This is a genomic window from Evansella cellulosilytica DSM 2522 (assembly GCF_000177235.2).
Taxonomy (GTDB): Bacteria; Bacillota; Bacilli; order Bacillales; family Salisediminibacteriaceae; genus Evansella; species Evansella cellulosilytica.
Map to the genome: position 1 here is coordinate 124,927 of NC_014829.1, position 24,698 is coordinate 149,624.

22 protein-coding genes, 1 pseudogene and 2 other annotated features are annotated in these 24,698 nt (G+C 38.7%); all 23 genes and pseudogenes read left to right on the plus strand.

The window, feature by feature from the left end:
• The first annotated feature begins 28 nt into the window (after positions 1-28).
• On the plus strand, positions 29-1,486 hold the full coding sequence (gene gltX / locus BCELL_RS00580) for a glutamate--tRNA ligase (protein WP_013486727.1): 1,458 nt from the start codon (positions 29-31) through the stop codon (positions 1,484-1,486).
• Positions 1,487-1,992: 506 nt separating this feature from the next.
• Positions 1,993-2,207 (plus strand) — a binding site (T-box leader).
• Between the two features lie 223 nt (positions 2,208-2,430).
• Positions 2,431-3,078: a serine O-acetyltransferase gene (gene cysE / locus BCELL_RS00585; protein WP_013486728.1), complete on the plus strand. Its 648-nt coding sequence runs from the start codon at positions 2,431-2,433 to the stop codon at positions 3,076-3,078.
• A gap of 26 nt (positions 3,079-3,104) precedes the next feature.
• Positions 3,105-4,505 (plus strand): cysteine--tRNA ligase, encoded by a 1,401-nt coding sequence (cysS, locus tag BCELL_RS00590; RefSeq protein WP_013486729.1) that lies wholly within the window; start codon positions 3,105-3,107, stop codon positions 4,503-4,505.
• 6 nt (positions 4,506-4,511) lie between these two features.
• Complete coding sequence (locus BCELL_RS00595) at positions 4,512-4,931, plus strand: Mini-ribonuclease 3 (RefSeq protein ID WP_013486730.1); 420 nt, start codon at positions 4,512-4,514, stop codon at positions 4,929-4,931.
• Positions 4,928-5,686 (plus strand): 23S rRNA (guanosine(2251)-2'-O)-methyltransferase RlmB, encoded by a 759-nt coding sequence (gene rlmB / locus BCELL_RS00600; protein WP_013486731.1) that lies wholly within the window; start codon positions 4,928-4,930, stop codon positions 5,684-5,686. Before BCELL_RS00595 ends, rlmB begins: the two co-directional genes overlap by 4 nt.
• Position 5,687: 1 nt before the next feature.
• Positions 5,688-6,200 carry an NYN domain-containing protein gene (locus BCELL_RS00605; protein WP_013486732.1) on the plus strand — a complete coding sequence of 171 codons (513 nt, stop codon included), beginning with the start codon at positions 5,688-5,690 and terminating at the stop codon, positions 6,198-6,200.
• 132 nt (positions 6,201-6,332) lie between these two features.
• The gene (gene sigH / locus BCELL_RS00610; RefSeq protein WP_013486733.1) at positions 6,333-6,986 is read left to right on the plus strand and encodes an RNA polymerase sporulation sigma factor SigH; all 654 of its coding nucleotides are present in this window, start codon (positions 6,333-6,335) and stop codon (positions 6,984-6,986) included.
• Positions 6,987-7,266: 280 nt separating this feature from the next.
• Positions 7,267-7,416: a 50S ribosomal protein L33 gene (rpmG, locus tag BCELL_RS21910; protein ID WP_013486734.1), complete on the plus strand. Its 150-nt coding sequence runs from the start codon at positions 7,267-7,269 to the stop codon at positions 7,414-7,416.
• 69 nt (positions 7,417-7,485) lie between these two features.
• Positions 7,486-7,626: a preprotein translocase subunit SecE gene (secE, locus tag BCELL_RS00615; protein ID WP_049786667.1), complete on the plus strand. Its 141-nt coding sequence runs from the start codon at positions 7,486-7,488 to the stop codon at positions 7,624-7,626.
• 58 nt (positions 7,627-7,684) lie between these two features.
• Entirely contained in the window at positions 7,685-8,218 is a 534-nt protein-coding gene (gene nusG / locus BCELL_RS00620) for a transcription termination/antitermination protein NusG (protein WP_013486736.1), read from the plus strand.
• 160 nt (positions 8,219-8,378) lie between these two features.
• Positions 8,379-8,804 (plus strand): 50S ribosomal protein L11, encoded by a 426-nt coding sequence (gene rplK, locus BCELL_RS00625; RefSeq protein WP_013486737.1) that lies wholly within the window; start codon positions 8,379-8,381, stop codon positions 8,802-8,804.
• Between the two features lie 124 nt (positions 8,805-8,928).
• The gene (gene rplA, locus BCELL_RS00630) at positions 8,929-9,624 is read left to right on the plus strand and encodes a 50S ribosomal protein L1 (RefSeq protein ID WP_013486738.1); all 696 of its coding nucleotides are present in this window, start codon (positions 8,929-8,931) and stop codon (positions 9,622-9,624) included.
• Positions 9,625-9,670: 46 nt separating this feature from the next.
• Positions 9,671-9,813 (plus strand) — a sequence feature (ribosomal protein L10 leader region).
• A 51-nt stretch (positions 9,814-9,864) separates the two neighbouring features.
• The gene (rplJ, locus tag BCELL_RS00635) at positions 9,865-10,365 is read left to right on the plus strand and encodes a 50S ribosomal protein L10 (protein ID WP_013486739.1); all 501 of its coding nucleotides are present in this window, start codon (positions 9,865-9,867) and stop codon (positions 10,363-10,365) included.
• Positions 10,366-10,428: 63 nt separating this feature from the next.
• Positions 10,429-10,791, plus strand: a complete 363-nt coding sequence (gene rplL / locus BCELL_RS00640; protein ID WP_013486740.1) for a 50S ribosomal protein L7/L12 — start codon at positions 10,429-10,431, stop codon at positions 10,789-10,791.
• Between the two features lie 215 nt (positions 10,792-11,006).
• Entirely contained in the window at positions 11,007-11,609 is a 603-nt protein-coding gene (locus tag BCELL_RS00645; RefSeq protein WP_013486741.1) for a class I SAM-dependent methyltransferase, read from the plus strand.
• Positions 11,610-11,899: 290 nt separating this feature from the next.
• Complete coding sequence (gene rpoB / locus BCELL_RS00650; RefSeq protein ID WP_013486742.1) at positions 11,900-15,439, plus strand: DNA-directed RNA polymerase subunit beta; 3,540 nt, start codon at positions 11,900-11,902, stop codon at positions 15,437-15,439.
• A gap of 36 nt (positions 15,440-15,475) precedes the next feature.
• The gene (rpoC, locus tag BCELL_RS00655; protein WP_013486743.1) at positions 15,476-19,090 is read left to right on the plus strand and encodes a DNA-directed RNA polymerase subunit beta'; all 3,615 of its coding nucleotides are present in this window, start codon (positions 15,476-15,478) and stop codon (positions 19,088-19,090) included.
• 114 nt (positions 19,091-19,204) lie between these two features.
• Positions 19,205-19,453, plus strand: coding sequence for a 50S ribosomal protein L7ae-like protein (locus BCELL_RS00660; RefSeq protein ID WP_013486744.1), 249 nt, complete (start codon positions 19,205-19,207; stop codon positions 19,451-19,453).
• A gap of 111 nt (positions 19,454-19,564) precedes the next feature.
• The gene (gene rpsL, locus BCELL_RS00665) at positions 19,565-19,978 is read left to right on the plus strand and encodes a 30S ribosomal protein S12 (protein WP_013486745.1); all 414 of its coding nucleotides are present in this window, start codon (positions 19,565-19,567) and stop codon (positions 19,976-19,978) included.
• Between the two features lie 61 nt (positions 19,979-20,039).
• Positions 20,040-20,510 (plus strand): 30S ribosomal protein S7, encoded by a 471-nt coding sequence (gene rpsG / locus BCELL_RS00670; protein WP_013486746.1) that lies wholly within the window; start codon positions 20,040-20,042, stop codon positions 20,508-20,510.
• 142 nt (positions 20,511-20,652) lie between these two features.
• Positions 20,653-22,731: an elongation factor G gene (gene fusA / locus BCELL_RS00675; RefSeq protein ID WP_013486747.1), complete on the plus strand. Its 2,079-nt coding sequence runs from the start codon at positions 20,653-20,655 to the stop codon at positions 22,729-22,731.
• A gap of 126 nt (positions 22,732-22,857) precedes the next feature.
• Positions 22,858-24,048 (plus strand): elongation factor Tu, encoded by a 1,191-nt coding sequence (gene tuf, locus BCELL_RS00680; RefSeq protein WP_013486748.1) that lies wholly within the window; start codon positions 22,858-22,860, stop codon positions 24,046-24,048.
• 182 nt (positions 24,049-24,230) lie between these two features.
• A pseudogene (locus BCELL_RS23300) lies at positions 24,231-24,314 on the plus strand (IS200/IS605 family transposase); the annotation flags it as partial.
• Positions 24,315-24,698: the final 384 nt, after the last annotated feature.

A 24,698-nucleotide genomic window follows, 5' to 3' on the forward strand; every position in this document is an offset into this window, starting at 1 on the left:
AGAACAAAAGATTGGAAGGTGTCATAATATGACTCAACAAGTACGTGTGAGATTTGCTCCAAGTCCGACTGGTCATTTACACATCGGAGGGGCACGATCCGCTTTATTTAACTATTTATTTGCAAGAAATCAAAATGGAAAGTTCATTGTTAGAATAGAGGATACAGATCAGGCAAGAAACGTAGATACTGCTACGGAAAAACTGTTAAACAGTCTTAAATGGCTAGGGATAGAATGGGACGAAAGTGTAGATATTGGTGGGCCACATGCCCCTTATAAAAGCATGGAGCGTATCGATATTTATAAGAAATATATTGATCAGCTTATTGAAGAAGGAAAAGCGTATTACTGCTATATGACTGAAGAGGAGTTAGAGGCAGAACGAGAAGAACAACGTGGTCGCGGCGAGACACCAAAATATAGTGGAAGAGATCGGCACTTAACAGCAGAACAAAGGAATGCTTATGAACAAGAAGGTCGCAAGCCAGTAGTTCGATTTTTAGTGCCTGAAAATAAAACGATTGTCGTTGACGATATCGTTCGCGGGAACGTTACTTTTGACTCCGACGGTATTGGTGACTTTGTTATTGCTAGAAAGGATGGCATTCCAACTTATAACTTTGCCGTCGTTATTGATGACTATTTGATGGAAATTAGTCATGTCATTAGAGGTGAAGAACACTTATCTAATTCACCGAGACAAGTACTATTATATGAAGCATTAGGTTGGGAAACTCCTCGCTTTGCTCATGCTTCACTCATTCTTAACGAAGATCATAAAAAAATGAGTAAGCGCGATGAGTCTATTATTCAGTTTGTAGAACAATATCGAGATTTAGGATATTTACCAGAAGCGATAGTGAACTTTATTGCTCTATTAGGATGGTCTCCAGGAGGAGAAGAAGAAATTTTAACGAAGGACCAGTTAGTAAATCAATTTAGCTTAGAGCGGGTAATTAAAGCACCTGCAGTTTTCGATACGAAAAAGCTAGCTTGGATGAACAATCAGTATATGAAAGAAGCAGACATTGACAAAGTAGTGGAGGTTTCACTGCCACATTTAATACATGCCGGTAGATTGCCAGAGGACTTAGATGGCGAGGAAAGACAATGGGCTTATGAACTTATAGCACTTCATCAAGAAAAAATGAGCTATGGTGCTGAAATTGTGGAGTTAACGGAGTTGTTCTTTAAGGAAGAAATCGATTATAATGAAGAAGCAACAGAAGTGTTAGAAGAAGAGCAAGTGAATGAGGTTCTTCAAGCTTTTAAAGAAAAGTTAACACTTCTAAATGAGTTTTCTGCAGAAGCCATTAAAAAGGCGATGAAAGAAGTGCAAAAGGAAACTGGTCATAAAGGGAAAAAGTTATTTATGCCAATTCGTGTAGCTACTACAGGTCAAACGCACGGCCCGGATTTGCCAAAGGCAATTGTACTATTAGGAAAAGAAAAAGTAATTTCAAGAATAACGAGTATCATTAAGTAAATATGTTTTATCGATGCTATTTGTAGCGTTCAAAGAGCAAATAAAACGTAATTTTTTAATAAATGAATCAATTTATCATTCACTTTCAAAAAAAACATCTTATTAAAAAATTTCTTGTAAATTTAACTTTAGTGTTGATTTTCACTTCAGGCTACTCGCTTGCCGCGGGCAAGGCTTCAGCTAATCGGGGAACCTCACCCCGATGGATCTTCAGCTCTTGCTTTTCCCGCAGGCGTCTCGTATCCTTTCGTTTCAATCAACAATACTTTGAACAAAACGTCATAATTATGCTGCTACTGAATTCGACATTTTGGGGAAGTACTCCTCTTGTCATGCTTTTAAACACTTGTCTTGTAATGGGCTATAATTATGAAATTGATTCAAAAATTAAGCTCTGCTATAGGCTAGTGTGGATAGCCACGTAAGGTGCGAGGGTCTGCGGCTAGCGAGCATCCTGAAGCAAAAATAAACAAAAAAGTTTAGCATAACCTAAAATAAAATACATTAAGAAATCGTTGATAAGGAAAAGTAGAGATTTGTTTTCCTTTTTAGAGAGAGCTGTCATGGCTGAGAGCAGCTTAAGGAGAAGAATTTCGAAATGCACCTTTGAGACCCTTGCAGAATATTTAGTATGCTAGGGCGTTTAGGAAACGTTACATTCCTAGAGTGGAGCAAACATATTTGCTCAAGCAGGGTGGAACCACGTGAAAGCGTCTCTGTGTCTATACGGCACAGTGACGCTTTTTTTCTTGTCTATGAAAAACCTTGCTGTAGAAATGGATAGTCTCTTTCTGGGGGCATTATCACTTCAACAAAGTTTTTAGTAAAAAAGAACGGGAATAGAAAAATTACTACCATCAAGGCCGGTTTGGTTTTATTGGAAAGGGTTTAAAACTGTAATAAATCAGTATTAATACTCTTTTCAAATTGGAAGGGGGGGCAACATGTTTAAAACATTAAAGAATGATATAGACGTTGTATTAGAAAGGGATCCAGCTGCACGAAATAGGTTAGAAGTTTTCATTAATTATTCTGGTGTTCACGCTATATGGAATCATCGATTTGCACATTGGTTATGGAAAAAAAGGTTGTATTTTATTGCTAGGTTTATTTCACAAGTAAGTCGATTTATTACAGGTATTGAAATTCATCCGGGTGCTAAAATTGGCCAACGCTTGTTTATAGATCATGGCATGGGTGTTGTCATAGGGGAAACTTGTGAAATTGGGGACAACGTTACTATTTTTCAAGGAGTAACGTTAGGTGGTACAGGAAAGGAAAAAGGGAAGCGCCACCCGACATTAGAGGATGATGTACTTATTGCAACAGGTGCTAAAGTGTTAGGTTCTATGAGAATTGGAAAAGGAGCAAGGATTGGAGCTGGAGCGGTCGTGCTAAAAGAAGTGCCACCTAATTCAACAGTTGTAGGTATTCCAGGAAGAGTAGTGATACAGGATGGCGTTAAAGTTAGTCACGACTTAGATCACATTAACTTACCAGATCCAATTTCAGATAAGTTTAAAGAGTTGGAAGTAGAAATTCTTGAATTGAAAAAAGAGTTAACCGAGCTAAAAAGAGAAAAAGTCAACTAGAGAAGAACGTATTAGGAGGATTGAAGATGACTATTCAAGTTTATAATACATTAAGTCGTAAAGTAGAACCTTTTCAGCCGATAGAGGAAGGTAAAGTAAGCATGTATGTATGTGGTCCTACAGTATATAATTACATTCATATCGGTAATGCAAGGCCAGCTGTCGTATTTGATATGGTTAGAAGGTACCTTCAGTACAGAGGATACGAAGTGCAATATATCTCTAATTTTACAGATGTTGATGATAAAATCATTAAAGCTGCTGAGGAAATGGGAGAAGATGTACCGACTATTGCTGAAAGGTTTATTGAAGCATATTTTGAAGATACAGCAGCATTAGGTGTGCAAAAAGCAGATAAGCATCCACGAGTGACAGAAACGATGCCTGAAATTATTGATTTTATTGCACGTCTTATAGAGAAAGGCTATGCATATGAATCGCAGGGTGATGTTTACTTTCGTACGAGGAAATTTGATGGATATGGAAAGCTCTCTCACCAATCTATTGATGACTTGAAATTAGGATCGCGTATTGAAGTTGGTGATAAAAAAGAGGATCCGCTTGACTTTGTACTTTGGAAAAGTGCAAAAGAAGGAGAAATATATTGGGATAGTCCATGGGGGAACGGGCGACCTGGGTGGCATATTGAATGCTCTGCCATGGTAAAAAAATATTTGGGGGATACGATCGACATCCATGCGGGTGGTCAAGACTTGTCTTTCCCACACCATGAAAACGAAATTGCCCAATCAGAAAGCTTAAATGGAAAGAAAATGGCTAATTATTGGATTCATAATGGCTATATTAACATTGATAACGAAAAGATGTCTAAATCACTAGGCAACTTTATACTCGTCCATGACATTATAAAAAAATATGACCCGGAAGTTGTTCGCTTTTTTATCGTCAATGCACATTATAGAAGTCCAATTAATTTTAGCGATGAGCAATTAACTAGTGCGAAAAGCGGATTAGAGCGTATAAAAACGACTTATTTAAATGTAAAACATCGTTTAAGTGAAACAGCCAATTTAGGAGAAGATGTAGAAAAGTGGACGAAGGATATGGGGGTTATTCATACACGCTTTTTAGAAGCGATGGATGATGATTTTAATAGTGCCAATGCGGTAGCGGCAATGTTTGACTTAATTAAGCTCGGTAACCTTTATTTAAGGGAAGACCATACGAATAAACGAGTACTTGAGTATTTTATAAAGCAGCTTGATGATATGTCCTATGTTTTAGGATTAACGTTAAATAAAAAAGAAGAAATTCTTGATGAAGAAATAGAAGTTTTAATACAAGAAAGAATAGATGCAAGAAAAAACCGTAACTTTGCTAGAGCAGATGAAATACGTGACTTATTAAAAGAGCAAAACATTATCCTTGAAGATACACCTCAAGGAACAAGATGGAAAAGGGCGTGACGAATCGTGAAATTAAATGACATCGTTACAGAGCCCGAACAAATTAATGCATTAGCGCTTGCATACATGGGAGATGCGGTACTGGAGACTTATGTCCGGTACCGCTTAATAGCGAAAGGTCAGGTTAGACCGAATAAGCTTCACCGCGAGGGAACAAAATATGTATCAGCAAAGGCGCAAGCAAAGGTGCTACACACTTTCTTTGAGAAAAATTTGTTAACAGATGAGGAAAAGAGTGTAGCGTTACGAGGGCGTAATGCAAAATCTGGAACAGTGCCGAAAAATACAGATCATGCAACGTATCGTTATAGTACTGCATTTGAAGCGCTGATCGGTTTTCTGTATTTGACAAATAAGCTAGCGCGTTTAGATGAGCTTATTGGACAAGCATTTCACATTGTAGAAGGAAAGGAGGGAGAAGGATGAGTCAGGAGTTAGAATACATTTTTGGAAAAAATCCCGTCTTAGAAGCACTGAGAGGAAAGCGTCCAATCAATAAAATTTGGATTGCGGAAGGATCGCTTCGAGGGCCGATGATTCAAGTACTGGAATTATCAAAAGAGAAGAAAATAAACACACAAATTGTTCCTAAGAAAAAATTAGACCAAATGGTTCCTAAAGATCAACAGCATCAAGGGGTTATTGCTCAGGTGGCAGCATATGAATTTCAGGAAATCGATGTATTGTTTGAAAGAGCAAGACAAAAAAACGAGCAACCATTTTTCTTGCTTTTGGACGAGCTAGAAGATCCGCACAACTTAGGTTCCATTTTAAGGACTGCCGATGCCGTTGGTGCCCATGGAATTATTGTTCCGAAAAGGAGATCAGTTGGCTTAACATACACTGTAGCTAAAGCATCTGCAGGTGCAATAGAGCATGTACCTGTAACTAGAGTAACGAACTTAGCAAGAACAATGGACGAATTAAAAAAAGAAGGCCTTTGGTTTGTCGGTACCGATGCTAAAGGAGAGCAAGATTATCGAGAGGTTGACTTGGACATGCCAGTCGTTTTAGTAATCGGTAGTGAAGGAAGAGGGATAAGCCGATTAGTGAAAGAAAAGTGTGATTTCCTAGTGCAAATTCCATTAGCTGGCAAAGTAACGTCATTAAATGCGTCAGTAGCGGCTAGTCTACTCATGTACGAAGTATATAGACGAAGATTTCCGCAAGGTTTGAAGTAGCATGAGACGCGTTTTATTAGTGGATGGCTATAATATGATTGGTGATTGGCCAGAGTTAAAAGACCTTCAATTAACAGATTTAGAAGGAGCTCGAGATAAACTGATTGAGCACATGGCCGAGTACCAAGCATATACGGGAATAGAGGTCACAGTGATTTTCGATGCGCATATGGTACCTGGTCTTGGCAAAAAATATCAGAACTATCGCATCAATATTATTTATACACGTGAGAAAGAAACGGCTGATGAGCGGATAGAAAAGTTAGTTAAAGAATTAAAAAGAGTAGATACACAAATTTATGTGGCAACTTCTGACTTTGTTGAACAACGAGTTATTTTTGCGAGCGGTGCTTTTAGGAAGTCTGCAAGAGAGTTGAGAACTGAAGTACTTTCAATTGAAAAAGGAATTGAAAAAGAAGTTGAGAAACGGAAACAAAAAAGAGCAAAAACAAAGCTGCCAATAACAGACGAGATGGCAGAGTTATTTGAAAAATGGCGTCGAGGTGAGAAGTGAGAACCTTGACGCTTTTGTTTTTTTTCCTGTATACTATTTCTATATTTAGACAATTCTTTTTGTTTAAAAAGGTCGTAATATATCCAAAATAATACTTTTTTAAACAAAATAAGATTGGGCGGAGGGATCGCGGTGGCTTTAAATATCATCGAGAATGGACTGCAAGCCAATTATGATGAAATAGAAGACGAAAGCCTCGTGGAATACGTGCGCGAAGGAGATAGCTCTGCATTAGAGTACTTAATCAATAAGTACAAAAATTTCGTGAGGGCAAAAGCAAGGTCCTACTTTTTAATTGGAGCTGATCATGAGGATATCGTCCAAGAAGGAATGATTGGGTTATACAAAGCAATTCGTGACTTTAAAGGAGACAAGCTTTCTTCTTTTAAAGCGTTTGCGGAGCTCTGTATTACTAGACAGATTATTACCGCGATCAAAACAGCAACAAGACAAAAGCATATCCCGTTAAATTCTTACGTTTCATTAGATAAGCCGATATATGATGAAGAGTCAGATCGAACCCTTCTTGATGTTATTGTTGGCTCTAAAATAAGCGATCCAGAAGAATTGTTAATAAATAGGGAAGAATTTGATGATATTGAATTAAAAATGAGTGAAATATTGAGTGACCTTGAGCGGAAGGTACTCATGCAATACTTAGATGGACGAAGTTACCAAGAAATCTCTGTAGATTTAAAAAGGCACGTGAAATCAATTGACAATGCACTTCAAAGGGTGAAAAGAAAGCTCGAAAGATATGTAGAACTCAAAGGTGTAAAGCTATAAAACTTGGAAATTAAATTTTTCCGCCAAGTGCACTTTCGAGAAGAGCAATCACTAGCACTTTAAGAGATACGGCGAAATTCAAACACTTTAAAGAAAGACGTTAATAGCAGCTTCGTGAAGCTGTTATTACGTTTTTCTTATATTTTAATAAATTTTACTTATGAAATGATAAAAATTAGTCGACAATGAAGAGTGCTAGGAGAGATTGACTAAAGCTTGTCCCTGTGATAAGTTTTAACAGTGTGTATGATAACATCGTAAGCAAAAAGGAGTTAAGGCGATGTCGCAAAAAATAGTATTGGCTTGTGATATTTGCAAGTCAAGAAATTATACAACGAATAAAACAGAGCAAGAGCGGACAAACCGTCTTCAAATAAACAAATATTGTAAAACTTGCGGTATTCATACAATGCATGTTGAAACAAAGTAAAAACAAATATGAGAGTCGGGGGTGGCGTTCGTGGGCGCAACTAAGTTTTTAAAAGACGTTTCTACTGAAATGAAGCGTGTATCATGGCCTAAACGAAAAGAATTAGTGAGATATACAGGTGTTGTAATTGCAACGGTCGCGTTCGTAGCTGTATACTTTGCTATAACAGATTTTGGTATTTCTGAATTAATTCGCGCAATCTTAAATTAATTTTTGTGTAGAAAATAGGTTTTGCTAGAGGAGGGAAGGACAACTTGTCCCGATTGTAATGGAAAAGAATTGGTACGTCGTTCACACATATTCAGGATATGAGAATAAAGTGAAGACAAATTTGGAAAAACGTTTGGAATCAATGGACATGTCAGACAAGATCTTTCGTGTACTTGTTCCAGTTGAAGAAGAAACAGAAGTGAAAAATGGTAAAAGTAAGCAAGTAACAAAAAAAGTTTTTCCAGGATATGTCATTGTGGAAATGATTATGACAGATGATTCTTGGTATGTAGTTAGAAACACACCTGGTGTTACAGGATTTGTTGGATCAGCAGGTGCAGGTTCAAAGCCTACTCCTTTATTACCGGAGGAAGTGGAAGGCATCCTTCGTCAAATGGGTGTAGAAGAACCGAAAGCAGATATTGATTTTGAATTGAAAGAATCTGTCAAAGTCAAAGAAGGACCATTCGCTAATTTCATTGGGACGGTTGAAGATATACATGCTGACAAACAGAAGCTTAAGGTGCATGTAAACATGTTTGGACGCGAAACTCCTGTGGAACTAGACTTTACTCAAGTAGAAAAATTATAAATTTACTTGCTATCTCATGTTTGAAGTGATAAAATCTTAATGTTGTTTATGAACGTGAACATCCGTTCACGTTTTTTCCTGCAAAATATGCAGGTATATGAGTGGGAGAGCAAATATAAAGCTCGGTTTACCACATCACGGACTTAAGGAGGTGTGTCGCGTGGCTAAAAAGGTCATTAAAGTAGTTAAGTTACAAATTCCAGCTGGTAAAGCGAACCCAGCACCACCTGTTGGACCTGCATTAGGTCAAGCTGGTGTAAACATTATGGGATTCTGTAAAGAGTTTAATGCTCGTACACAAGAACAAGCGGGATTAATTATTCCAGTAGAGATTACGGTATTTGAAGACCGTTCATTTACATTTATCACAAAAACTCCACCTGCAGCAGTTCTTTTAAAGAAAGCAGCTGGAATTGAAACAGCATCAGGTGAACCTAACACAAAAAAGGTTGCTACACTGAAGCGTGATAAAGTGCGCGAGATCGCTGAAACAAAAATGCCTGACCTAAATGCTGCTGATGTAGAAGCAGCGATGCGTATGGTTGAAGGTACTGCCCGTAGCATGGGAATTGTTATTGAAGACTAATTGAACCCATGAACGTACAAGAGGTTGCGAGTAAAGGACTTGAGTCCTGCCTATCATTGACAGGTTCGCAACCTTTATTAGTGGGAGGTATAACCGCTAAAACCACAATTGAGGAGGAAAGAACATGGCTAAGAAAGGTAAAAAGTACGAAGACGCGATTAAATTAGTTGATCGCGAAAGAGTATATGAAATACAAGAAGCTGTAGAATTAGTAAAGAAAACAGCAACTGCTAAATTTGATGAAACTGTTGAGCTAGCAGCACGTTTAGGGGTTGACCCTAAAAAAGCGGATCAACAAATCCGTGGAGCGGTAGTTTTACCAAATGGTACAGGTAAAACACAACGCGTGCTAGTTTTTGCGAAAGGTGATAAAGCAAAAGAAGCAGAAGCTGCAGGAGCAGATTTTGTAGGAGAAGATGACTTAATTAATAAAGTTAACCAAGGTTGGTTTGACTTTGATGTAGTCGTTGCTACTCCTGACATGATGGCTCAAGTAGGTAAGTTAGGGCGTGTATTAGGACCGAAAGGCCTTATGCCAAACCCTAAAACTGGAACTGTTACTTTTGATGTAACAAAAGCGGTAAATGAAATTAAAGCTGGTAAGGTAGAGTATCGTGTTGATAAAACAGGTAACATTCATGTGCCGATCGGGAAAGTTTCTTTCAGTGATGAAAAACTAGCTGAAAACTTAACGACAATTATTGAAACTTTACTAAAAGCTAAGCCTGCATCATCAAAAGGGACATACATGCGTAATGTAGCCATTGCTTCTACAATGGGTCCTGGTGTTAAGGTAAATGTTTCCGCAGTTAAACTTTAATCAATAAGTTGACTTCTCGTTAACATATATATATACTATTGAATGTGAAATTAATATTTTCATACCGTAGACAGTAGGGGCTATTTGCTTAATTATCCTACCGAGGTGCGTGAAGTAATGAAGCCTATTTTAGGATAGGATTAAATACTAATGCCTCCATGTCTACATGGAGGCATTCTTTATATAACGCTAATGTTTACGAACATACGGTATGACAGCAATAATATAGGAGGTGTCAGAATGGGCGCAGTGATTGAAAAGAAAAAGCAAGTTGTAGACGAAATTGCAGAGAAATTACAAGCGAGCCAATCGACAATTGTTGTTGATTATCGTGGTCTAAACGTTTCTGAAGTAACTGAACTTCGAAAGCAGCTTAGAGAAGCTGGTGTTGACTTTAAAGTATATAAAAACACTTTAGCACGCCGTGCGACTGAAAAAGCTGGACTTACTGAGCTTGATGAAAACTTAGTTGGACCAACAGCGATTGCATTTAGTAATGATGACGTTATTGCTCCGGCGAAAGTATTAGCAGGTTTCGCTAAGAAACACGACGCTTTAGAAATTAAAGCTGGTGTTATCGAAGGGAAAGTAGTTAGTCTTGATGAAGTAAGAGCAATTGCAGAACTTCCATCTCGCGAAGGGTTACTATCTATGTTACTCAGCGTGATGCAAGCTCCAATCCGCAACTTTGCTTTGGCAACAAAAGCAGTTGCAGAACAAAAAGAAGAACAAGGTGCATAATTACGTTAGCACCAAAATGCGTGATATAAAAATAATTTTAAATTAATAGGAGGAACAAATAAAATGACTAAAGAGCAAATGATTGAAGCTATTAAAGAAATGTCTGTTTTAGAATTAAATGATCTTGTAAAAGCAATCGAGGAAGAGTTTGGCGTAACTGCTGCTGCTCCTGTTGCTGTAGCTGGTGGCGGTGCTGCTGAAGCTGCTGAAGAGAAAACTGAATTTGATGTAATCTTAGAATCTCCTGGTGGATCTAAAATCAATGTAATTAAAGTGGTACGTGAAATCACTGGTCTTGGCTTAAAAGATGCTAAAGCACTAGTTGATGGAGCTCCAGCACCAGTTAAAGAAGGCGTATCTAAAGAAGACGCTGAAGAAATGAAAGCGAAGCTTGAAGAAGCAGGCGCATCTGTAGAAGTTAAGTAATGTTGATTTGACTCCAAAACTCGCTTTGAATTCAAAGCGAGTTTTTTAGTAATTTGCCTCATTATTACTGAAAAAGTGTTTATTTAAAAATCGAAAAGGTTATATTTTTAAAAAAGTAAAAAAATTTAGAATGGACTACTTAAATAGTGGTAATGATGATAAGAGGTTTATTTCTATTAAAAGTTTGTGATTGTTTATGAGAAGGTGTTTATTGAATGTCAGATCATTATTATTCTGAGAAACCGACTGTGAAAAGTGAGCGAAAAAAAATAACGGAAACAATTACAAACGATCAGTACACTTTCTATGTTGACAGAGGAATTTTTTCTAAGACAGGTTTAGACTTTGGTTCTAGACTTCTCATAGAATCGTTTGAATTGCCTAATGTTGTTGGGACGATTGTAGATGTCGGTTGCGGTTGGGGTCCCATTTCTATTTCATTAGCAAAAAGAAACCCAAATATTGATTTTATTGCACTAGATATCAATGAACGTGCCGTGAAATTAACAGAGGAAAATGTGAAATTAAATGGTGTGACAAATTTACATGTCATGCAAAGTAATTTGTTAGAAGGGCATGAAGGTAAGTATTACTCGGCTATAATAACGAATCCACCAATCCGTGCGGGGAAAAATACCGTGTTTAAACTATATGAACAAGCTGCAAATGCGCTAGTGAAAAATGGTGAGATATGGATTGTCATTCAAAAAAAGCAAGGTGCACCTTCGACAATAGCTAAACTAGAGGATTTAGGCTTTGATGTGGAAGTTATAAAAAAGTCAAAGGGATATTATATAATTAGAGGAAAAAAATGTTGACTCTAATTTCTATCTATGATATTGTTATTTAATGCGTATGAATGTAAACGTGAAAAATGGGCAATTTTGCTAAAAATATAGGTGATGAGTATAAAAAAGGGTGACTTTGGACAAACTAGTAACGTCTTTTATGCCTTTACAAAATTAAGGCTATCACGCCTTTTTTTTATTTTCTATCCTATATTAATATAAAAATATTTATGTTTATCAAAAATTATGTCTATCAAAGGAGTTACGCATTTCATGCGTCCTTTTGAAGATAAAAACGTTAGTTTTGAGGGGTGAAGCAGTTGACAGGTCAACTAGTTCAGTATGGACGCCACCGCCAGAGAAGAAGCTATGCCCGAATCAGTGAAGTATTGGACCTTCCAAACTTAATTGAAATCCAAACGGCTTCTTATCAATGGTTTCTTGATGAGGGTATTCGCGAGATGTTTCAAGATATCTCTCCAATTGAGGACTTTACTGGTAATTTGGTGCTTGAGTTTATTGATTACAGTTTAGGTGAACCAAAATATTCAGTGGAAGAGTCGAAGGAACGAGACGTAACATATTCAGCACCTCTTCGAGTGAAAGTTCGTCTCATTAATAAAGAGACGGGTGAGGTGAAGGAACAAGAAGTATTTATGGGGGATTTCCCATTAATGACTGACACAGGTACTTTTGTAATTAATGGTGCTGAACGTGTCATCGTATCTCAGCTCGTTCGTTCTCCAAGTGTGTACTACAATAAAAAAGTGGATAAAAACGGTAAAAAAGGTTTTACTGCTACTGTTATCCCAAATCGTGGTGCGTGGTTGGAGTTAGAAACGGATGCAAAGGATATTGTGTATGTTCGTATTGATCGTACACGTAAAATCCCAGTAACCGTTCTTTTACGTGCGCTTGGCTTTGGAACTGATCAAGAGATTATTGAGCTATTAGGTGAAGATGAATATTTACGTAATACGCTCGAAAAGGATAACACAGATAATAGTGAAAAAGCTTTACTTGAAATCTATGAACGACTTCGTCCTGGTGAACCACCAACAGTTGAAAATGCTAAAAGCTTATTAGAATCTCGCTTTTTTGATCCTAAAAGGTATGATTTAGCAAATGTTGGACGCTATAAAATGAATAAAAAGCTTCATATAAAAGATCGCTTATTTAACCAGCGTTTAGCAGAAACACTAGTAGATCCAGACACAGGTGAAGTGCTTGCGGAAGAAGGCGCTGTAATCGATCGTCGACTATTAGATAAACTTATTCCGTACTTAGAAAACAATGTTGGATTTAAACACTATACATTACGTGGTGGAGTAATAGAAGAAGATGAAGTAGAATTACAATCTATTTTAATAACTAACCCAGAAAGTGTTGATGAACAACCGATTCGTGTGTTAGGTAACGGGGTAGTAGAAAAAGCTGTGAAAAATATTACAGTTGCAGATATTATCGCATCTATTAACTATTTCTTTAATCTATTACATGGTGTCGGCAACACAGATGACATTGATCATCTAGGTAATCGTCGACTACGTTCTGTTGGTGAATTATTGCAAAACCAATTCCGAATTGGTTTATCTAGAATGGAACGAGTTGTTCGAGAGCGTATGTCCATTCAAGATGCTAACGTCATTACACCACAAGCGTTAATAAATATTAGGCCAGTGATTGCTTCCATTAAAGAGTTCTTTGGTTCATCCCAATTATCTCAATTTATGGATCAAACAAATCCACTTGCTGAGTTGACGCACAAACGTAGGTTATCAGCACTAGGGCCAGGTGGTTTAACGAGGGAACGTGCAGGTTTTGAAGTGCGTGACGTTCACTACTCACACTACGGACGTATGTGCCCGATTGAAACCCCTGAGGGACCGAACATTGGGTTAATAAACTCATTATCTAGTTTTGCGAAAGTAAACGAATTTGGATTCATGGAAACACCTTACAGAAAGGTAGACCATGAAACTGGAAGAGTAACATCTCAATTCGATTATTTAACAGCCGATGAAGAGGACAACTACGTTGTTGCTCAAGCAAACGCAAAGCTTGATGAAAACGGTGCTTTTATGGATGAAAATATCATTTGCCGTTTCCGTGGTGAAAACATTATCGTATCTAGAGATAGAGTTGACTACATGGACGTATCACCAAAGCAAGTTGTCTCAGCAGCTACAGCGTGTATTCCGTTCTTAGAAAATGATGACTCTAACCGTGCGTTAATGGGTGCGAACATGCAACGTCAAGCTGTGCCACTACTTAAGCCGGAAGCACCACTAGTAGGAACAGGGATGGAATATGTATCTGCGAAAGACTCTGGTGCTGCTGTTGTTTCTAAAGTAAGAGGTCGAGTGGAACGTGTATCTGCAAAGTACGTAGAGATTCGCCGAGTCGAAACAGTAGACGGTAATGAAGTTGAAGGGGATATAGTTAGATATAACCTTCAAAAGTTCGAGCGTTCTAACCAAGGTACTTGTTACAACCAACGTCCGATTGTTAGTGAAGGCAACTTTGTAGAAATCGGAGAAATACTTGCTGACGGTCCTTCGATGGAGCTAGGAGAAATGGCGCTTGGAAGAAACGTCATGGTTGGTTTCATGACTTGGGATGGTTATAACTATGAGGATGCAATCATCTTAAGTGAACGTCTCGTAAAAGACGATGTGTATACTTCTGTTCATATTGAAGAATATGAGTCTGAAGCTAGAGATACAAAATTAGGACCAGAAGAAATTACTCGTGATATTCCAAATGTCGGGGAAGATGCTCTTAAAAACCTTGATGAAAGAGGGATTATCAGAGTTGGTGCTGAAGTGAAGGATGGCGACATTCTAGTAGGAAAAGTAACACCAAAAGGGGTTACAGAGCTAACAGCAGAGGAACGCTTGTTACATGCGATTTTCGGTGAAAAAGCTCGAGAAGTACGTGATACTTCATTAAGAGCACCGCACGGTGGAGATGGTATCGTTTTAGACGTTAAAGTATTTAACAGAGAAGACGGAGATGAACTCCCACCAGGTGTAAACCAATTAGTGCGCGTATATATTGTACAAAAAAGAAAGATTCACGAAGGGGATAAAATGGCAGGGCGTCACGGTAATAAAGGGGTTATTTCTCGTATATTACCAGAAGAGGATATGCCTTATTTACCAGATGGCACGCCTATCGACATTATGTTAAATCCTCTTGGTGTACCATCGCGTATGAATATCGGTCAAGTATTAGAGCTTCATTTAGGTATGGCGGCAAGAAACCTAGGTATCCATGTAGCAAGTCCTGTATTTGATGGAGCCCGAGAAGAGGATGTTTGGGGAACATTAGAAGAAGCTGGTATGGCACGAGACGGTAAAACTGTGCTTTATGATGGTCGTACTGGAGAACCATTCGACAACCGCGTTTCTGTTGGGATTATGTACATGATTAAGCTTGCTCACATGGTTGATGATAAGCTTCATGCAAGGTCAACAGGACCATACTCTCTTGTAACGCAACAACCGTTAGGTGGTAAAGCGCAATTTGGTGGACAGCGTTTTGGGGAGATGGAAGTATGGGCACTAGAAGCTTATGGTGCAGCTTATACTTTACAAGAAATCTTAACAGTAAAATCTGATGATGTTGTTGGTCGTGTTAAAACGTACGAAGCGATTGTCAAAGGCGAAAATGTCCCAGAACCTGGTGTTCCTGAGTCATTTAAAGTACTTATTAAAGAGCTCCAAAGTTTAGGTATGGATGTTAAAATGCTTTCAAGTAATGAAGAAGAAATTGAAATGCTAGAGCTTGATGATGAGGAAGAGCAAGGAAATGACAAATTGAACTTAAACTTGGAATCGAGCGAATCAAACGGTTAATAGCTGAACATGAATGCTGAAAGGGAGGTTAGCCCCTTGATAGATGTAAATAACTTTGAGTATATGAAAATTGGTCTCGCATCGCCAGATAAAATTCGTTCCTGGTCCCGTGGAGAGGTAAAAAAGCCAGAAACGATCAATTACCGTACACTAAAACCAGAAAAGGATGGTTTGTTCTGTGAACGAATCTTCGGCCCTCAAAAAGATTGGGAGTGCCATTGTGGAAAATATAAACGTGTACGATATAAAGGTGTCGTTTGTGACCGTTGTGGTGTAGAAGTAACACGAGCTAAAGTTCGTCGTGAGCGCATGGGGCATATTGAGTTAGCTGCCCCTGTCTCTCATATTTGGTATTTCAAAGGTATTCCAAGTCGAATGGGATTAGTTTTAGACATGTCTCCTCGTTCGTTAGAAGAAGTCATTTACTTTGCTTCTTACGTAGTTACGGATACTGGTGATACACCACTTGAGTTAAAGCAGCTTTTATCTGAAAAGGAATATAGAACATACCGTGAAAAGTATGGTCGTGGCTTTAAAGCGCAAATGGGAGCTGAAGCTATTAGAAAGCTGTTACAGGATATTGACTTAGATAAAGAAGTTAATATGTTAAAAGAAGAATTATTGACAGCACAAGGTCAACGTCGTACGAGAGCAATTAAACGATTAGAAGTGCTAGAAGCATTTCGTCATTCAGGAAATCACCCTGATTGGATGATTCTTGATGTACTTCCTGTCATACCGCCTGAATTAAGACCAATGGTTCAGTTGGATGGTGGACGCTTTGCAACATCCGATCTAAATGACTTATATCGTCGAGTGATCAACCGAAATAATCGTTTAAAGCGTCTATTAGATCTTGGAGCGCCGAATATTATCGTTCAAAACGAAAAACGTATGCTTCAAGAAGCTGTTGATGCGCTTATTGATAACGGTCGTCGTGGAAGACCTGTAACAGGTCCTGGTAATCGTCCGTTAAAATCTCTTTCACACATGCTGAAAGGTAAGCAAGGGAGATTCCGTCAAAACTTATTAGGTAAGCGTGTTGACTATTCAGGTCGATCAGTTATCGTAGTCGGACCGCACTTAAAGATGTATCAATGCGGACTACCTAAGGAAATGGCGTTAGAGCTTTTCAAACCTTTCGTGATGAAGGAGCTCGTAAGTAATGGATTAGCCCATAATATAAAAAGTGCTAAAAGGAAAGTGGAACGAGTACAGCCAGAGGTGTGGGACGTATTAGAGGAAGTAATTAGAGAACACCCTGTCCTACTTAACCGTGCACCTACACTACACAGACTAGGTATTCAAGCTTTTGAACCAACGCTTGTAGAAGGTCGTGCAATTAAACTTCACCCACTCGTTTGTACAGCATATAACGCTGACTTCGACGGGGACCAAATGGCCGTTCACGTACCATTGTCTGCTGAAGCACAAGCGGAATCTCGATTATTAATGTTAGCTGCGCAAAACATCTTGAACCCGAAAGATGGTAAGCCAGTTGTTACACCATCACAAGATATGGTACTTGGGAATTACTATTTAACACTTGAAAGAGAAAATGCTGTTGGTGAAGGGAACGTCTATAAGGATGCTAATGAAGTGTTAACTGCATACCAAAATGGATATGTTCACTTGCATTCACGTATTGCAATACCAGTGTCTTCATTAAGTAAAACAAACTTTAAAGAAGATCATTACGGTAAGCTATTGTTGACTTCTGTTGGTAAAATTATTTTTAACGAAATTTTACCTGAGACATTCCCGTACTTGAATGAGCCAACAACCGAAAATTTAGTTATCGAAACACCTGATAAATATATTGTTCCAATGACTACAGATGTAAAAGAAGAGTTTAAGCAACGAGATGTTGTTTTACCATTCAAAAAAGGTTTCTTAGGAGATATTATCGCAGAAGTCTTTAAGAAATTTAAAATCTCTGAAACGTCAGTCATGCTAGACAAAATGAAGGACCTTGGTTTCCATTATTCCACGAAAGCTGGGATAACGGTAGGGGTAGCTGACATCGTAGTATTAAAAGAAAAGAAAGAAATCCTTGAAGAAGCAGAGATTAAGGTGGAACGTATTTTAAAACAATACCGCCGTGGTTTAATTACCGAAGAAGAAAGATACGATAAGGTAATTGAAGTATGGAGTTCTTCTAAAGATCTCATTCAAGAAAAGTTAATGGGAACACTAGATAAATTGAACCCAATCTTTATGATGAGTGACTCTGGTGCGCGTGGTAACGCATCTAACTTTACTCAGTTAGCTGGTATGCGTGGATTAATGGCTAACCCATCTGGGCGAATTATCGAGCTTCCAATTAAATCAAGTTTCCGTGAAGGGTTAACAGTTCTTGAGTACTTTATTTCTACTCATGGTGCTCGTAAAGGACTTGCTGATACAGCATTGAAAACTGCTGACTCAGGTTACTTAACTCGTCGACTAGTGGACGTTGCCCAAGATGTTATCGTTCGAGAAGATGATTGCGGTACGGATAGAGGGTTAGAAGTAGCAGCAATCAAAGAAGGTAATGAAGTGATTGAACCGTTATATGACCGCCTTGTTGGTCGTGTTGTTCACCAGACGGTATATCACCCTGAAACAAATGAAGTTCTTATTGCAAGGAATGAAGAAATTAATGAAGATATGGCTAAGACAATTGAAGACTTAGGCATTGAAATAGTCGTGATTCGCTCAGCGTTTACTTGCGATACGAAGCACGGTGTATGTAAAGCATGTTACGGTCGAAACCTCGCTACTGGTTCTGAGGTAGAGGTCGGTGAAGCAGTTGGTATTATAGCTGCACAATCAATTGGTGAGCCTGGAACACAGTTAACGATGCGTACTTTCCATACTGGAGGGGTTGCAGGTGATGATATCACTCAAGGTTTACCTCGTATCCAAGAGGTATTCGAAGCACGTAACCCGAAAGGTCAAGCAGTAATCTCTGAAATTGAAGGTACTGTATCAGATATAAAAGAAGTAAACGATAAAAAAGAAATTGTCGTTCAAGGTGCAATTGAAACAAGAAGCTACACTCCGCCATACGGAGCACGTCTAAAAGTAGAAGTTGGTCAAGAAGTTCGCCCAGGTCAAGAGTTGACGGAAGGGTCGATTGATCCTAAAGAATTGCTTACTGTCTCTGGGGTACAAGGAGTTCAAGAATACCTACTTCGAGAAGTTCAAAAAGTATACCGTATGCAAGGGGTAGAAATTGGTGACAAGCACGTAGAGGTAATGGTACGACAAATGCTTCGTAAAATCCGTGTTGTAGATGCTGGAGATACTGATGTGTTACCAGGTTCTCTTGTAGAGGTTCATCAGTTTATTGAAGCGAACCGTGATATTTTACTTCGCGGTGGAATGCCAGCTTCTGGTAGACCGGTGCTTCTTGGTATTACGAAAGCGTCCCTTGAAACAGATTCATTCTTATCAGCTGCATCTTTCCAAGAGACTACTCGTGTCCTTACAGATGCTGCGATCAAAGGTAAGAAGGATGAGCTAGTAGGGTTGAAAGAAAACGTCATTATCGGTAAGCTTGTTCCAGCAGGTACAGGAATGCAACGTTACCGACAAATTGCACCAAAAAACCCTGCGCAAGAGGAAAGCACAGAGGACGTATTAGAGGAAGTAATCGTTCAAGATTAAACAGAACGTTCGATTACACGGTAAAGTTTTTCACATAAAATGTTGACACCGCTATGTCACGGTGGTAATATATCTAAGTGTGCCAAATAACCTGATGCTTTGGAGGATTGAGAGATGTCTTATGAAAAAGTAGTGCAGGCAACGGAAAGAGTCGTTGGCACGAAACAAACGATTAAAGCACTGGAAGATAAGCAGGTAAAAGAAGTCATCGTAGCAGAGGATGCCGATGCGAAAGTTCTTCAAAAAGTGACATTACTAGCAGAAAAACAAGGTGTACCTTTAACAAAGGTAGATTCTATGAAGAAGCTAGGAAAGTCATGTGGAATAGATGTGAGTGCAGCAACTGTTGCGATTAAAAAGTAAAAACAAGTTTTTGCCACCAGGCTTACTGTTGGCAAAAACTTTCCTTTTACACATTTATGAACCACCTGGACCAGTGGACTTAAACATTGTTGATAGGAAAGGAGGAAAATCATGCCTACAATTAACCAATTAGTACGTAAAGGTCGTGAATCAAAGACGCAAAAGTCAGATTCACCAGCATTAAACAAAGGTTACAATAGCTTTAAGAAAGTACAAACAGACTTAAGCTCACCACAAAAGCGTGGTGTTTGTACACGTGTTGGTACGATGACACCTAAAAAACCGAACTCAGCATTACGTAAATATGCCCGTGTTCGTTTAACAAATGGTATTGAAGTAACAGCATATATTCCTGGTATTGGGCACAACCTTCAAGAGCACAGTGTTGTCTTGATTCGTGGTGGACGTGTGAAGGACTTACCAGGGGTACGTTACCATATCGTTCGTGGAGCTTTAGATACTGCTGGTGTTGAAAACCGTATGCAAGGGCGCTCTAAGTATGGTACGAAGAGACCAAAGAAATAAGCAAGAGATGATGACCATCTATTTAAAAATAAATTAAGAATTTTTGAAAGGAGGGACCCGGATGCCTCGTAAAGGACCTGTACCTCGTAGAGATGTTTTACCTGATCCGATTTATAATTCTAAGCTTGTTACCCGTTTGATCAACCGTATCATGATTGATGGTAAGAGAGGTGTTGCTCAAACGATTTTATATAAAGCATTTGAATTAGTTCAAGAACGTAGTGGTAATGACCCTCAAGAAGTTTTTGAACAAGCATTAAAGAATATCATGCCAGTATTAGAGGTTAAAGCTCGTCGTGTTGGTGGTGCTAACTACCAAGTGCCAATCGAAGTAAAGCCAGAAAGACGTACTACACTTGGACTTCGTTGGTTAGTAAGCTATGCTCGTCTTCGTGGAGAAAAAACGATGGAAGAGCGTTTAGCAAACGAAATTTTAGACGCAGCTAACAACACTGGTGCTGCAGTTAAAAAGCGTGAAGATACACACCGTATGGCAGAAGCTAATAAAGCATTTGCTCACTACCGCTGGTAATTATAGAATAATCCAATGTAGCAAATTGCTAAAAGTTGGATAGAATAACATTTGGGTGCTACAGTCTATGAGACGTTTCATTGACTGTATTATCCCTTACACATAAAAAAAATTATTCTCTTTAGGAAGGAGAAAGTAACCGATGGCTAGAGAGTTCTCCTTAGAAAAAACACGTAATATTGGTATCATGGCACATATTGATGCTGGTAAAACGACAACTACAGAACGAGTTCTTTTCTATACAGGACGTATTCACAAAATTGGTGAAACACACGAAGGTGCTTCTCAGATGGACTGGATGGAGCAAGAGCAAGAGCGTGGAATCACAATTACGTCTGCTGCAACTACTGCACAGTGGAAAGAACATCGCGTAAACATTATTGATACTCCTGGGCACGTAGACTTTACTGTTGAGGTAGAGCGTTCATTACGTGTACTTGATGGAGCAGTTGCGGTTTTAGATGCACAATCTGGTGTTGAACCGCAAACGGAAACAGTTTGGCGTCAAGCTACAACTTATGGTGTACCAAGAGTTGTGTTTGTTAACAAAATGGATAAAATTGGTGCTGACTTCATTTATTCTTTAGGTACTTTACATGATCGCCTTGGAGCTAATGCCCATGCGATTCAATTACCTATTGGTGCTGAAGATGATTTCGAAGGAATTATTGACTTAGTAGAGATGAAAGCATACTTCTATGAAGATGACTTAGGTACTCGTACTGAGGCGAAGGAAATTCCTGAAGAATATAAAGCGCAAGCAGAAGAATATCATGATAAGCTTGTAGAAGCAGTTTCTGAGTTAGACGAAGAATTAATGATGAAGTACCTTGAAGGTGAAGAAGTTACAGTTGATGAACTAAAAGCTGCTATCCGTAAAGGTACAATTAATGTTGAATTCTATCCAGTAATTTGTGGATCTGCATTTAAGAACAAAGGTGTTCAATTAATGCTAGACGCAGTAATTGACTATTTACCAGCACCAACTGATGTACCTGATATTAAAGGTATTTTACCGGATTCAGAAGAAGAAGTTACACGTAAATCAAGTGATGATCAGCCATTCTCAGCTTTAGCATTTAAAGTTATGACGGATCCATTCGTTGGTAAGTTAACATTCTTCCGTGTGTACTCTGGTACTGTTGATGCAGGTTCTTATGTAAGAAACTCAACAAAAGGGAAGCGTGAACGTATGGGGCGTATTCTCCAAATGCACGCAAACCACCGTGAAGAGATTGCTACTGTTTATGCAGGGGACATCGCAGCGGGTGTTGGTTTAAAAGAAACGTCAACAGGGGATACACTCTGTGACGAAAAGAATCTTGTTATTTTAGAGTCTATGGAATTCCCAGAGCCAGTTATCTCTTTATCTGTTGAGCCTAAATCAAAGGCTGACCAAGATAAAATGGGTATGGCTTTAGCGAAACTTGCAGAGGAAGATCCTACTTTCCGTACACATACTGATGAAGAAACTGGTCAAACGATCATCGCTGGTATGGGTGAACTTCACCTTGATATCATCGTTGACCGTATGAAACGTGAATTTAAAGTAGAAGCGAATGTAGGTGCTCCACAAGTATCTTACCGTGAAACAATTCGTCAAGCTGCGAAATGTGAAGGTAAATTTGTACGTCAATCTGGTGGTCGTGGACAATATGGTCACGTTTGGGTAGAGTTCTCTCCTAATGAAGAGGGAGCAGGCTTTGAATTCGAAGATGCGATTGTCGGAGGGGTTGTTCCACGTGAATACATCCCATCTGTAAAAGCTGGTTTAGAGGACGCAGTCGATAACGGTCTTCTTGCTGGATTCCCATTAATCGATATTAAAGCAAAACTATTCGACGGGTCTTACCATGACGTTGACTCAAACGAAATGGCATTTAAAGTTGCTGCATCTATGGCACTTAAAGATGCTAAAAACAAGTGTAATCCTGTAATACTTGAGCCTGTTATGAAGGTTGAAGTTGTTATTCCAGAAGAATATATGGGTGATATTATGGGTGACATTACTTCTCGCCGTGGACGTGTAGAAGGAATGGATGCTCGTGGTAACGCACAAATTGTTAAAGCGATGGTGCCATTAGCTGAAATGTTTGGTTATGCAACATCACTTCGCTCAAACACTCAAGGTCGTGGACAATATACAATGCACTTCGACCATTACGAAGAAGTTCCTAAGAGTGTTGGAGAAGAAATTATTAAGAAAAACGCTGGTCAATAATACGTAAAATATTGTCTATCAGCTCAATTTATTGTAAGCTAAGAAAGGTGAAAAGGACGAAGCTGTTCATTTGCCTTTCTTAATAAAAATAAAAAATCTTTTTCTCAAATTAAGGAGGAATTAAACATGGGTAAGGAAAAATTTGACCGTTCCAAAACACATGCCAATATTGGTACAATTGGACACGTTGACCATGGTAAAACTACATTAACTGCTGCAATTACACACGTATTACACAAAAAATCTGGTAAAGGTACTGCAATGGCATATGACCAAATTGATGGTGCTCCAGAAGAGCGTGAGCGTGGAATTACAATTTCAACTGCACACGTTGAGTACGAAACAGATACTCGCCACTATGCGCACGTTGACTGCCCTGGGCACGCTGACTATGTTAAAAACATGATCACTGGTGCTGCACAAATGGACGGAGCTATCTTAGTAGTATCTGCTGCTGATGGCCCAATGCCACAAACTCGTGAGCATATCTTACTTTCTCGTCAAGTAGGTGTTCCATACATCGTTGTATTCTTAAACAAAGTTGATATGGTTGACGACGAAGAGTTACTTGAATTAGTAGAAATGGAAGTACGTGACCTTCTTTCTGAGTACGACTTCCCTGGTGATGACATTCCTGTAATCGCTGGTTCTGCTCTTAAAGCACTTGAAGGTGATGCTCAGTATGAAGAAAAAATCCATGAATTAATGGCTGCTGTAGATGATTACATCCCAACTCCAGAGCGTGACAAAGACAAGCCATTCATGATGCCAGTTGAGGACGTATTCTCAATCACTGGACGTGGTACTGTTGCAACTGGACGTGTTGAGCGTGGACAATTAAACGTAGGTGACGAAGTATCTATCATTGGTCTTACTGAAGAGCCAGGAAAGACTACTGTTACTGGTGTTGAAATGTTCCGTAAGCTTCTTGACTATGCTGAAGCTGGGGATAACATTGGTGCATTATTACGTGGTACTGCACGTGATGAGATCAACCGTGGACAAGTACTTGCTAAGCCAGGGACTATCACTCCACATACAAAGTTCAAAGCGGAAGTTTATGTTCTTTCAAAAGAAGAAGGTGGACGTCACACTCCATTCTTCACTAACTACCGTCCACAGTTCTATTTCCGTACAACGGACGTAACTGGTATTTGCCAACTTCCAGAAGGTGTGGAAATGGTTATGCCTGGAGACAACGTTGAAATGACTGTAGAATTAATTGCTCCAATCGCTATTGAAGAAGGTACTAAGTTCTCTATCCGTGAGGGTGGACGTACTGTTGGTGCTGGCGTTGTAGCTTCAATTCAAGAGTAATTTTAATAAGTAATGTAAGATACTTTGGGATAATTCCCAAAGTATCTTTTTTTATTAGGTCTCTTTAAACCACAGGCTATGCCTGTGTGAAAATTAACCTTTAAGGGCGTAACAGAAAAATCTCCATAGAAGTTGGCCGCCAAACCAACTTCTAACAACGAAAGAAGACTATCTCATGAGTGACAATAGTTTATCACATACGAGAGCAGGAAGCAGAAGACCGTTTGCGAGACAACATGACGAAACGTGAATATGTAGATCCATAAAAAAATAGAGTAAGATAAACGGTTGGCGGTCAATTTAGAGCCATTTTAGGGGCTTTGTTGGTAAAGAGACCACGCTTAGGGTTTATAAATATAAGTTTAAACATATTGTCTTACCGTGAAATAACCTAGCTTATATATAAAAGACTATTAACTAACAAAAGCCACTATTAGTTAATAGTCTTTTTCTTTTTATTATGAGTAACGGTCAAAAACTAATAAGATAAACGAAGTGATATTATTGTTTTTTATTAATACGATCGGTTAATTTATTCTCGAACATGGCTATCTTTTTTAAAAATGATAGTGAATGTCTTTTTCTTTATTTTACTTATATTATAATAATTTTCGAAACTAGAAATATTTTTGTTTCGAAATAATTTTCGT

What these genes read in the sequence shown, in the direction of transcription:
- gltX (WP_013486727.1), top strand. Translation starts at nt 29, where the DNA reads ATGACTCAACAAGTACGTGTGAGATTTGCTCCAAGTCCGACTGGTCAT.
- cysE (WP_013486728.1), top strand. Translation starts at nt 2,431, where the DNA reads ATGTTTAAAACATTAAAGAATGATATAGACGTTGTATTAGAAAGGGAT.
- cysS (WP_013486729.1), top strand. Translation starts at nt 3,105, where the DNA reads ATGACTATTCAAGTTTATAATACATTAAGTCGTAAAGTAGAACCTTTT.
- rlmB (WP_013486731.1), top strand. Translation starts at nt 4,928, where the DNA reads ATGAGTCAGGAGTTAGAATACATTTTTGGAAAAAATCCCGTCTTAGAA.
- BCELL_RS00605 (WP_013486732.1), top strand. Translation starts at nt 5,688, where the DNA reads ATGAGACGCGTTTTATTAGTGGATGGCTATAATATGATTGGTGATTGG.
- rpmG (WP_013486734.1), top strand. Translation starts at nt 7,267, where the DNA reads ATGTCGCAAAAAATAGTATTGGCTTGTGATATTTGCAAGTCAAGAAAT.
- secE (WP_049786667.1), top strand. Translation starts at nt 7,486, where the DNA reads ATGAAGCGTGTATCATGGCCTAAACGAAAAGAATTAGTGAGATATACA.
- nusG (WP_013486736.1), top strand. Translation starts at nt 7,685, where the DNA reads ATGGAAAAGAATTGGTACGTCGTTCACACATATTCAGGATATGAGAAT.
- rplA (WP_013486738.1), top strand. Translation starts at nt 8,929, where the DNA reads ATGGCTAAGAAAGGTAAAAAGTACGAAGACGCGATTAAATTAGTTGAT.
- rplJ (WP_013486739.1), top strand. Translation starts at nt 9,865, where the DNA reads ATGGGCGCAGTGATTGAAAAGAAAAAGCAAGTTGTAGACGAAATTGCA.
- rplL (WP_013486740.1), top strand. Translation starts at nt 10,429, where the DNA reads ATGACTAAAGAGCAAATGATTGAAGCTATTAAAGAAATGTCTGTTTTA.
- BCELL_RS00645 (WP_013486741.1), top strand. Translation starts at nt 11,007, where the DNA reads ATGTCAGATCATTATTATTCTGAGAAACCGACTGTGAAAAGTGAGCGA.
- BCELL_RS00660 (WP_013486744.1), top strand. Translation starts at nt 19,205, where the DNA reads ATGTCTTATGAAAAAGTAGTGCAGGCAACGGAAAGAGTCGTTGGCACG.
- rpsL (WP_013486745.1), top strand. Translation starts at nt 19,565, where the DNA reads ATGCCTACAATTAACCAATTAGTACGTAAAGGTCGTGAATCAAAGACG.
- rpsG (WP_013486746.1), top strand. Translation starts at nt 20,040, where the DNA reads ATGCCTCGTAAAGGACCTGTACCTCGTAGAGATGTTTTACCTGATCCG.
- fusA (WP_013486747.1), top strand. Translation starts at nt 20,653, where the DNA reads ATGGCTAGAGAGTTCTCCTTAGAAAAAACACGTAATATTGGTATCATG.
- tuf (WP_013486748.1), top strand. Translation starts at nt 22,858, where the DNA reads ATGGGTAAGGAAAAATTTGACCGTTCCAAAACACATGCCAATATTGGT.